Here is a 5487-nt window from a genome sequence, read left to right on the forward strand (position 1 = left end):
CGGCTAGTTTCCTAGTTTGCTCTTTGATTTTCATTGAGTATAAGATACGAAATTTTATAGTTATTACACTATCTAGCAAAAAAGCGAGTTTCAATTGAAATTCGCTTTTTTTGAATGTTATGGATTTGAGGTTGACTGGTCTCAAAAAAAATAATTTGTCAATAATCTCTAGATTTAAAAATCAGACCTAGAGAACACTAAGAAGGTTGGTTGTACTACCTTTAAGCCTAAGGTTCTTCTTAGCTGTTACCTCAAATTTCTTGTATTCGTTTACAAACAGTATTATAATAGTATTATAGTAAAGAAAGAAGGTGTTCTTATGTGGAAAAAATATTTTTCAAAATATAAATGGACTGATTTATTTTGGATTCTTCTTGTAATTTGGTCATGCCTTTATATGGGTAATAGTTCTTCGTTTCCACTGACTCATCAAGAAATCTCTTTTCATGGATGTTGTTATGGGGCATCACTTGCCTTATATCACTTGCTATTTATTGATAAATTTGTCATTTCAAATCGAAAATAAATGGAGAGGTCAAAATTTTTTATACTTTTCGGAAAGACAGTGAAAAATCGTGTTTTAAACCCGCATCTCAAGAAGAGGTGCGGGCTTGGTTTTATCTCATAAACTAGTTTACAGGGCTTTTCCGACTAGAATCTCTGCTTCGATAGTAATCTCAGTTAACTGGCTCCAATCAATCTTGCTCTGGTCGACATGAAAAAGCAGGGGCGTCATACTAAGCAGGGCTTGGAGCTGCTCTACTGTGATAGTCTTAGTCAGAGAGGCAGTTTGGCTAGATAGGAGGGTAAAATGTTCTTGGAAATGTTCTTTGATATCTTGGTTGGAATAGTCCTTTTTTGTCAGCTGGTCCTGTACCATTTGTCGGATTTCCTTGAGGTGATTTTCAGTCGGGATGACCTTGATTAAGATACCGTCTTTTGATAAAACGCGACGAAATTCTCCATAGTTGGCAGGCGAGAAAATATCAAGCAGAATATCCATGCTGGCGTCTTTTATAGGAAGACGAGCCAGGTCACCGACAAACCAATTGACTGCCCAGTTGGGTTCGCTTTTGGCTGCAATTTGGACGGAATCTTTGGAAATATCAAAGGCATAGAAGGTTTTGTCAAAGTGACTTTCTTGGAGTTTGCGAGAATAGAAACCTTCACCACAACCGATATCTAAAATTGTTTTGGCATTTTTTGAGTTTGACAGTAAATCAGAGATGGCCTCTAAGATAGCTTGGTAAAAGCCAGCTTCTAGGATTTGCTGGCGGTTTTGAAAGTTTTCCTTGTCGTAGTTGGCAGATTGCTTGATTTGAGGTGCTAGATTGACATAGCCGAATTTTGCTAGGTCAAAAGAATGGCGATTGTTACACTTGAGACTAGACTCTACCAAGGTCAGGTTTTCTTGGCAGATAGGGCAGGCAAAAGCACTAGCAGAAGCAAAGCGCTGGAGTTTGGGTTTGAGGTTTGTATTCATAGTTTAAGTGTATCAAAAGAGGCAAATGAAAGCAACTTTAGGAATAAGTAAATGGGAGATTCAGTAGAAATAAAACTAATTCTCCAATTTATAGAATGAAATTGCTTTTATATCTAAATTGCTATATAATAATGATAAGGAGGAAATAAGTATGTTAAAAGAAGTACTAACCGTTGCAAAAGTTGCGAAAAAATCATCACTCTTTTTGGGTGGTGTCGCATTTGGTACCCTTGGTTTGAAAATCTTAGCAAGTAAGGAAGCTAAAAAAGGTTATTCTAAAGCTTTGGCTAAGGCTTACAAGTTGAAAGACGGGCTAGATGCATCTGTTTCTGTTGTGAAACAACATGGAGACGATGTCTTGCAAGATGCCAAATATTTGTACGAGCAAGAGAAAAAAGAAGAGCAATTAGATAGCCTTATAGGAGAATAATATGTCTTTTAAAGTGCTACATAGAGGATACCAACATATCCGACTATCATCTTCTTTTTCACTCACCTTGGATATTCAAGACTATCTTCGTTCCTTGGCGAGAGATGAAAAGGGGATTGAGTCTATCCAGTTTTACATGGATCAACAGCACTTTACTCTACGCATAAAAGAAGGCTTTTCTGTATTAGATAATGCAGAAGCCTTTTTAAAAAGAATTGATAAAGGGAAAGTTTCTGAGTTGATGACTCTTCCCATTCGTAGAGAAGAGAGTGCTTATTCTATTGTTTCAGGTGCAGCGATTAAGCGTGTACTTTTTCGTAGTTTTGTGCCGTATCCTATTCGCTATATATGGACTTGTTATCAGGCTTTGGGTTATATTAGAGAAGCCTATCAAACACTAGCGCGTAAGGAACTAACGATGGAGGTCTTGGACTGTTCGGCGATTTTATTGTCCTTGTTTATGAACCAATCCAAGACAGCTAGCAATATCATGTTTATGCTTGATTTGGGGAATCATTTAGATCAGTGGTCCTTGAAAAAAACTGCAACAGATTTAGAACAGAGTCTTCTTGCAAAAGAGAGCGATGTATTCCTAGTACAGGGTGATACGGTCGTTAGTATCAAGAGTTCCAATGTTCAAATAGGAGATGTCTTGGTATTATCTCAAGGAAATGAAATTCTGTTTGATGGACAAGTAGTTTCAGGTTTAGGTATGGTCAACGAAAGTTCCTTGACGGGAGAGAGTTTTCCAGTTGAAAAAAGAGAGTCTGATTTGGTTTGTGCAAATACAGTATTAGAAACTGGAGAGTTACGCATTCGTGTAACCGATAATCAGATGAACAGCCGGATTTTACAACTGATTGAGTTGATGAAGAAATCTGAAGAAAACAAGAAAACGAAACAACGCTATTTCATCAAAATGGCGGATAAGGTCGTCAAATATAATTTCTTGGGGGCTGGTCTGACTTACCTATTAACAGGTTCTTTTTCTAAGGCTATTTCTTTCCTATTGGTCGATTTCTCCTGCGCTTTGAAAATCTCTACTCCTGTAGCTTATTTGACAGCTATCAAGGAGGGGTTGAACCGTGAAATGGTGATTAAGGATGGGGCTGTTCTGGAGAAATATCTGGAAGTTGATACTTTCTTATTTGATAAGACGGGAACAATCACAACTAGCTATCCGATAGTTGAAAAGGTGTTACCTTTTGGAGACAATAGTGAGGAAGATATTCTCAGAATCAGTGCCTGTCTTGAGGAACACATTTATCATCCTATTGCTAATGCCATCGTCAAGCAAGCCGAGATAGAGGGAATTGAACATGAGGAAATGCATGGGAAACTCCAATATATCGCAAGTAAGGGGATCAAATCTCATATAGATGGCCAACCAGTTCTTATTGGGAATTATGTCTTGATGCAGGATGAGCAGATTCATATCAGTTCAGAACAAAATGCTTTAATTGAAGAGTACAAGAGTCACTACAATCTCTTATTCTTAGCCTACCAGAATGAATTGATTGGAATGTTCTGTATTCATACTCCTTTGAGAAAAGAAGCAAAAGCAGCCTTGGAGAAACTTAAGGCACAAGGGAAAAAATTGATTCTGGCAACAGGGGACACCCTGGTTAGGACAGAGGAATTAGTCAAAGATTTGCCCTTTGATCAGGTCTATACAGACTTGAAACCTGATGGGAAATTTGAGTTAGTAGAGGAACTGCAGAAAGCAGGTCACACTATTTTGATGGTTGGAGATGGATTGAATGACTCAGCGGCTCTAACCCTATCAGATATCGGTGTGGTGATGAATGAGAGTGCAGATATTTCTAAGCAGATGAGTGATATCTTATTGTTAGATAATCGCTTGGATTTCTTCCAAGAGTTGGATTCGCTATCATCATCTTTGCAAACACTCATCAAGAAGAATATTCAAGATACCGTTGTCGTAAATAGTAGTTTGATTGGCTTTGGCTTGTTTAACTGGCTCAGCCCTTCAAATCTTTCTATCTTACATAATCTAACAACCTTACGCATTGTACTGCGTAGCCTGTCTATTAAGGGATAGGTGGGGACTATTCACAGCAAAAAGGAGTTACCTTTATCGAGGTTAACTCCTTTGTTTATAGGTAAATGTTGAACAATTTAGTAAGTCAATACAAAATATTTTTTCTTACCGCGACGGATAACGGTCAATTCATTTTCTAATTTATCGCTATCGCTCAAGACATAGTCAAGGTCTTGGATGCGGTCGCCGTTGACGTAGATAGCTCCGTTTTGGACGTCTTCACGGGCTTGGCGTTTTGAGTTAACTACACCAGATGAGACGAGCAGTTCCACGATATTGTGGTTTTCGTCTGCCTGAACTTGGTAGTTTGGTACACCACGAAGTCCTTGTTTGAGCTCTTTGACAGAAAGGTTTTTGATGTTTCCTGCAAATAGTTGCTCAGTAATGTTAAGGGCTTCTTTGTAGGCTTCTTCTCCATGTACAAGTGTTACGACTTCACGAGCGAGGACTTTTTGAGCCAAGCGTTCGTGTGGAGCTGCTTCAAATTGTTTGCGGATGTCTTCAATCTCATCAAGTGACAAGAAAGTAAAGATTTTCAAGAAGCGAACAGCGTCAGCGTCCATAACATTCATCCAGAATTGGTACATTTCGTATGGAGAAGTCTTTTCAGGGTTGAGCCAAACAGCGTTTCCTTCAGATTTACCAAATTTCTTACCAGTTGCGTCTGTGATGAGTGGAACAGTGATAACGTGACCAGTCTTGTCAGCCTTACGACGAAGCAACTCTGTACCAGCAGTCATATTTCCCCATTGGTCAGAACCACCGATTTGAAGGGTTACATTGTGCTCTTGGTTCAAAACAAAGAAGTCGTACCCTTGCATGATTTGGTAGGCAAACTCAGTGTAAGAAATCCCTGTTTCAATTCGTTTTTTAACAGACTCCTTGCTCATCATGTAGTTGACAGTGAAGTATTTTCCGATATCACGGAGGAAGTCAATGAAGCTGATGCTGCCAAACCAGTCGTAGTTGTTGACCATGACAGCTTTATTTTCACCATTTTCAAAATCAAGAAAGCGAGAAAGTTGTCCTTGGATAGACTTGACCCAGCCATCTACTGTGTCTTTTGTTTGGAGACTACGCTCAGCATCTTTGAAGGACGGATCTCCGATGAGACCAGTAGCACCGCCAACGAGCGCATAAGGTTTGTGACCTGCTAACTGCAAACGACGACTTGTCAAGATAGCGACAAGGTGGCCTAGGTGAAGGCTGTCAGCAGTTGGATCGTAGCCAGTATAATAAGAAACTTGACCTTCTTCTAGGGCTTTACGCAAAGCTTCTTCATCAGTCGTTTGAAAAATCAAACCACGCTCTTTTAGCTCATCAAAAATGTGCATGTGTCTTTTCTCCTTTTTAAAATATTGTTTCTACCTATTGTACCACAAACTTAGCAAATAACCTAGTAAAATCGGGAAGAAAGTTGCTACTTGGACTTTTTTGGAAACGAGTGAAATATGGTATAATAGCACTAGCTTATACTCAATGAAAATCAAAGAGCAAACTAGGAAGCTAGCC

Annotated in this window: 5 protein-coding genes; 3 read left to right on the forward strand and 2 right to left on the reverse strand. The window is 39.0% G+C overall.

Annotation, left to right across the window (positions count from 1 at the left end; translation table 11 throughout):
- Positions 1-319: 319 nt before the first annotated feature.
- Positions 320-526, forward strand: coding sequence for a hypothetical protein (locus ADH31_RS10340; RefSeq protein WP_033586337.1), 207 nt, complete (start codon positions 320-322; stop codon positions 524-526).
- Positions 527-634: 108 nt separating this feature from the next.
- Here the strand turns inward: ADH31_RS10340 and ADH31_RS06450 are convergent, their stop codons facing one another.
- A complete protein-coding gene (locus ADH31_RS06450) occupies positions 635-1483 on the reverse strand; it encodes a putative RNA methyltransferase (protein ID WP_049509662.1) in 849 nt (282 codons plus the stop codon).
- Between the two features lie 151 nt (positions 1484-1634).
- Between ADH31_RS06450 and ADH31_RS06455 the strand changes: the two genes are divergently transcribed.
- Together ADH31_RS06455 and ADH31_RS06460 are read left to right on the forward strand one after the other, a co-directional pair.
- A complete protein-coding gene (locus tag ADH31_RS06455; protein ID WP_000910910.1) occupies positions 1635-1913 on the forward strand; it encodes a DUF6110 family protein in 279 nt (92 codons plus the stop codon).
- Between the two features lies 1 nt (position 1914).
- Positions 1915-3975, forward strand: a complete 2061-nt coding sequence (locus ADH31_RS06460) for a heavy metal translocating P-type ATPase (RefSeq protein ID WP_000008777.1) — start codon at positions 1915-1917, stop codon at positions 3973-3975.
- Positions 3976-4052: 77 nt separating this feature from the next.
- Here the strand turns inward: ADH31_RS06460 and tyrS are convergent, their stop codons facing one another.
- Entirely contained in the window at positions 4053-5309 is a 1257-nt protein-coding gene (tyrS, locus tag ADH31_RS06465) for a tyrosine--tRNA ligase (protein WP_000546896.1), read from the reverse strand.
- Between the last annotated feature and the right edge of the window lie 178 nt (positions 5310-5487).

The organism is Streptococcus pseudopneumoniae (assembly GCF_001072375.1).
Classification (GTDB): domain Bacteria; phylum Bacillota; class Bacilli; order Lactobacillales; family Streptococcaceae; genus Streptococcus; species Streptococcus pseudopneumoniae_L.